This window comes from Streptomyces sp. NPDC006450 (genome assembly GCF_040612195.1).
Taxonomy (GTDB): domain Bacteria; phylum Actinomycetota; class Actinomycetes; order Streptomycetales; family Streptomycetaceae; genus Streptomyces.
The window spans coordinates 1-4,618 of record NZ_JBEXPT010000222.1 but is presented as its reverse complement, the minus strand read 5'-3'; the positions used below and the strand labels follow the sequence as shown (position 1 = coordinate 4,618).

At 70.9% G+C, this 4,618-nt stretch carries 4 protein-coding genes; all 4 read right to left on the bottom strand.

The annotated features are described in order from the left end of the window. Nucleotides 1–44: 44 nt before the first annotated feature. Nucleotides 45–584, bottom strand: coding sequence for a hypothetical protein (locus ABZY57_RS32055; protein ID WP_356517946.1), 540 nt, complete (start codon nucleotides 582–584; stop codon nucleotides 45–47). Beyond that, the gene (locus ABZY57_RS32050; RefSeq protein WP_274546747.1) at nucleotides 581–2,365 is read right to left on the bottom strand and encodes a nickel-dependent hydrogenase large subunit; all 1,785 of its coding nucleotides are present in this window, start codon (nucleotides 2,363–2,365) and stop codon (nucleotides 581–583) included. Before ABZY57_RS32050 ends, ABZY57_RS32055 begins: the two co-directional genes overlap by 4 nt. 92 nt (nucleotides 2,366–2,457) lie before the next feature. Then, a complete protein-coding gene (locus ABZY57_RS32045; protein WP_356517944.1) occupies nucleotides 2,458–3,531 on the bottom strand; it encodes a hydrogenase expression protein HypE in 1,074 nt (357 codons plus the stop codon). Between the two features lie 98 nt (nucleotides 3,532–3,629). Then, nucleotides 3,630–4,618, bottom strand: a 989-nt coding sequence (locus tag ABZY57_RS32040; RefSeq protein ID WP_356517942.1) for an enoyl-CoA hydratase/isomerase family protein, incomplete at its 5' end; no start/stop codon positions are given.

Below are 4,618 nucleotides of genomic sequence, written 5' to 3'. Positions count from 1 at the left end.
GCCGGCGAACCTCCGCAGGCCGCGCGCGGCCGGGGCCGGCGCGCTCACCGCACCCGTGCCGGGGTGTGCGGGCGGGCGCCGATCTGCAGGAGGGCAGGGGCGGGGGCCGCCTTCTCCACCTCCACGGAGGTCACCTCGGGAGCGAAGGCCGCCAGGGCGTCCGCCACGCCGCGCGGGACCCCGGAGGCGTCGGCGTCCGCACCGCCGCAGCCGCAGCCGCCGCCGGCGGGGACGCCGATCCGCAGGACGCCCGAGGCGGGGTCGAAGCCGAGCAGTTCCGCGGGCTCCGCCGCGGACCGCAGCGCCCGCCCGATCCGGACCTGCACGTCCTCGGGGTTGAGGTCGTGCAGGGCCAGCAGGCTCGCCACGAGCTCGTCGTCGAGGAGCGGAGCCAGACCGTGTCCGCCGAGCCGCTCCGTGATCCGGGCGAGCCCGGCCCCGTAGAACTCCATGAGGCCCCGGACCAGTTCCTCGGCGGCGGCGCAGGCCGCGCGGTCTCCCGTGGCGGCGAGCCGGTCGAGGACCTCGTCCACCCGCTGCCCGGCCTGCCGTGCGTCCAGTACGACGCCGCGTGCGGCGCTCATCCGCCCAGTCCGCTCAGGCCGGTGGGCACGTGCATGGTCTTGACGGTCTTGCCGCCGCCGACGTACATGTGCACCCCGCACGGCAGGCAGGGGTCGAAGCTGCGGACGGCCCGCATGATGTCGATGCCCTTGAAGTTCTCCGGGGTGTTCTCCTCGAAGATCGGGGTGTTCTGCACGGCGTCCTCGTACGGTCCCGGTGTCCCGAAGGTGTCCCGCGTGCTGGCGTTCCAGGGGGTCGGCGGGTACGGGTGGTAGTTGGCGATCTTCCCGTCGCGGATGACCATGTGGTGTGACAGGACGCCCCGTACGGCCTCGGTGAAGCCGACGCCGACCGCCTGGTCCGGCACTTCGAACTTCTCCCAGGTCTGGGTGCGCCCGGCGCGGACCTCCGCCAGACCCTTCTCGGCGCAGTGCAGTGCGATGCCCGCCGCGTACGCCTGGAAGTAGGTACGGGCCCGGTTGCGCTCCAGGGCGTTGCTCCACTTGGGGATCCGCCACTCGAAGGTCGTCTCGGGCTTGGTCATCGTCTTCGGCAGGTTGATGACCACGCTGTGCCCGGTGGCCTTGACGTAGCCCACGTCCACCAGCCCGGACAGCGCCGTGGACCACAGCCGGGCGATGGGGCCGCCGCCGGTGTCGAGTGCCAGGTGGTCCTTGCCGTCGAACCAGCGGGGCGACATCACCCAGCTGTACTTGTCGTCGAAGTTCCGCTTCTGCGGCGCCGGGATGGTGTGCTGGTTCCACGGGTGGCGCGGGTCCACCGGGTTGCCGAGCGGATCGTGCGTGACGAACTGCTCCTGCCCCTGCCAGTCGTCGTAGTACGAGCTGCCCAGCAGGATGCGGATGCCCAGGTTGATTTCCGTGAGGTCGTTGGTGACCAGCTTGCCGTCCACCACCACGCCCGGGGTGACGAACATCTTCCGTCCCCAGTCGGTCATGTTGGCGTACGTGAAGTCGCAGTACTCGGGGTCGTTGAGGGCGCCCCAGCAGCCCAGCAGGACCCGTCGGCGGCCCACTTCCTCGTAGCCGGGCAGCGCCTCGTAGAAGAAGTCGAACAGGTCGTCGTGCAGCGGCACCACCTTCTTCATGAACTCCACGTACCGCATCAGGCGGCTCATGTAGTCGGTGAAGAGCTGGACCGAGGCGATGGTGCCGACGCCGCCCGGGTAGAGCGTGGAGGGGTGCACGTGGCGGCCCTCCATCAGGCAGAACATCTCCCGGGTGTAGCGGCTGACCTGGAGGGCCTCGCGGTAGAACTCGCCCTCGATGGGGTTGAGCGAGCGCATGATGTCGGCGATGGTGCGGTAGCCGTGCTCGCCCGCGTGCGGGGCGGCGGTCCGCTCGGCCAGCTCCAGGACCCCGGGGTTGGTCTCGCGGACCATCTTCTCGCAGTAGTCGACCCCGACCAGGTTCTCCTGGAAGATGTTGTGGTCGAACATGTACTCCGCGGACTCGCCGAGGTTGATGATCCATTCGGCGAGGTGCGGGGGCTTCACCCCGTAGGCCATGTTCTGCGCGTAGACGGAGCACGTGGCGTGGTTGTCGCCGCAGATCCCGCAGATGCGACTCGTGATGAAGTGAGCGTCACGGGGGTCCTTGCCGCGCATGAAGACGCTGTAGCCACGGAAGACCGACGAGGTGCTGTAGCACTCGGCGACCCGCTTCTGCTTGAAGTCGATCTTCGTGTGGATGCCGAGACTGCCCACGATCCGGGTGATCGGATCCCATGCCATCTCGACCAGTCCGCTGCCGTCGCCGGCCGCCTTCGTCTTCGGTTCCATCGTGTCTGCCGTGACCCTTCATCAGCGCGGGTGGAGGAGGAGCGGGTGGAGGAGGGGGTGTGCGGAGTGGGCGGAGGCCGCCGGGGCGGGGTTCACCAGGGCGGGCGGTAGCCCGTCGTCAGCTTCTCCCCGGTGTGGCGCCACTTGGGCTCCTGATCGACGGTGTGCAGGGTGATCGCCCGGAGCCTGCGGATCAGCGCGCCGTACACGCCGCTGGCCCTGGTGGAAACCCTGGCCCCCGGCGGCTCGTCCATGAAGGGCATGAACTTGTCCGGGAAGCCCGGCATCGTGCAGGCGATGCAGATGCCGCCCACGTTCGGACAGCCGCCGATGCCGTTCATCCAGCCGCGCTTGGGCACGTTGCACTTGACCACCGGACCCCAGCAGCCGATCTTCACCAGGCACTTGGGGGAGTCGTAGGTCTGCGCGAACTCGCCCTGCTCGTAGTACCCGGCCCGGTCGCACCCCTCGTGCACGGTGCTGCCGAACAGCCACGTGGGCCGCAGCTTGTCGTCCAACGGGATCATCGGGGCCGAGCCGGCCGCCTGGTAGAGCAGGTAGGTCAGGGTCTCCGAGAAGTTGTCCGGCTGGATCGGACAGCCCGGCACGCACACGATCGGGATCCCGGCGTGCGACTTCCAGTCCCAGCCCAGGTAGTCGGGCAGGCCCATCGCACCCGTCGGGTTGCCCTCCATCGCGTGGATGCCGCCGTACGTGGCGCACGTGCCGATGGCCACCACGGCGAGCGCCTTGGGCGCCAGCCGGTCGATCCACTCACTGGTGGTGATGGGCTGGCCGGTCGCCGGATCGTCGCCGAACCCGCACCAGTAACCCTCGGCCTTGATCTTCTCGTTCGGGATGGAGCCCTCGACCACCAGGACGAACGGATCGATCTCGCCCCGCTCGCCCTTGAAGAACCACTCGATGAACGTGTCCGCGCCCCCGACGGGACCGCACTCGAAGTCGATCAGCGGCCAGTGCACGGCGATCCGGGGCAGCCCGGGCAGCGTCCCCGTGACGATCTCCTCGATGCTCGGCTGCATCGCGGCGGTCAGGGACACGGAGTCCCCGTCACAGCTCAGGCCCGCGTTGATCCAGAGGATGTGGATCAGCGGGTCGTCCGCTGCCGGGTCGTCTGCCACCGGAGCCGGCGTTGCTGCGTCCATGCGGAGGCCTCCTTGGGGAGGGGGAGGGGGAGGAGCGGCGGCGGGCCCGCAGGGGAGGCCCTGTCACCGCGGGGGGCTCATCGGCCCCACCCTTCTTGCTAGCACCGACCTCGGTCCGGTGCCGCGTCGGGTACACCCGGTCCGGTGAAAGGATCCGCCCGGGTGGACAGCGGCGCTCCGTGCCGGGCGGGTACGGAGCGCGCGAGGTGCGGTGGCGTCGCGTCCGGGCGCACCTTGCCCACGAAGGCACGGCGCAGCGCGTGGTACGGGGACCGCGGGTCGAAGAAGGTCTGCCGCATCCGCTCCAGCTCGGCCGCCCGGTAGGAGGCCAGCGGACGCCGCGCCTCGTCCAGCTCGCGGCGCTCCTTCTTCCCGGCGATCCGGGAGCCGGTGGCGGGGTGGCCGGCGAGCCGCACGGCCAGCGCCGAGGCCCGGTCCGCGAACTCCGCGGGCGGGCAGTCGACGGTACGGTCGACCAGGCCCAGCCGCCGGGCCGCCTCGGCACTCAGCGGCAAGGCCTCCGCGGTCAGCTGCTCCGCGCCGGCCGAACCGATCCGGCGCGGCAGGGTGTACGTCCAGAACTCCGATCCGTACAGGCCCATCAGCCGGTAGTGCGGATTGAGGACCACACCGGATCGGCACCACACCTCGTCGGCCGCGAGGGCGAGCACGGCTCCGCCGGCGGCCGCGTTGCCGCCCAGCGCGGAGACCACGAGCCGGTCGGTGGTGGTCAGCACGGCCTCCACCAGGTCGTCCATGGCGTTGATGTTGGCCCAGGACTCCTCGGCGGGATCGGCGGCGGCCTCGATGACGCCCAGGTGGATCCCGTTGGAGAAGAAGTCCCGTCCGCCGCCGAGCACCAGCACCGAGGTGGGGCGGGCGCAGGCCGCCCGGTAGGCGTCCAGCAGGCGCCGGCAGTGAGCGGTGCTCATCGCGCCGCCGGGGAAGGAGAACGACAGGAACCCGGCCCCGCCCTCCTCGTGGTAGCCGATGTCGGACCAGGTGCGCGGCCTGGGCCCCCGGCCGGCTTCCGCCGCGGCGGTCAGGCAGGACGGCTCGGGCAGCTCCGGCAACCCGGGCAGCAGCC

Coding starts and splice junctions, on each gene's coding strand:
- ABZY57_RS32055 (WP_356517946.1), bottom strand. CDS start 584: ATGAGCGCCGCACGCGGCGTCGTACTGGACGCACGGCAGGCCGGGCAG.
- ABZY57_RS32050 (WP_274546747.1), bottom strand. CDS start 2,365: ATGGAACCGAAGACGAAGGCGGCCGGCGACGGCAGCGGACTGGTCGAG.
- ABZY57_RS32045 (WP_356517944.1), bottom strand. CDS start 3,531: ATGGACGCAGCAACGCCGGCTCCGGTGGCAGACGACCCGGCAGCGGAC.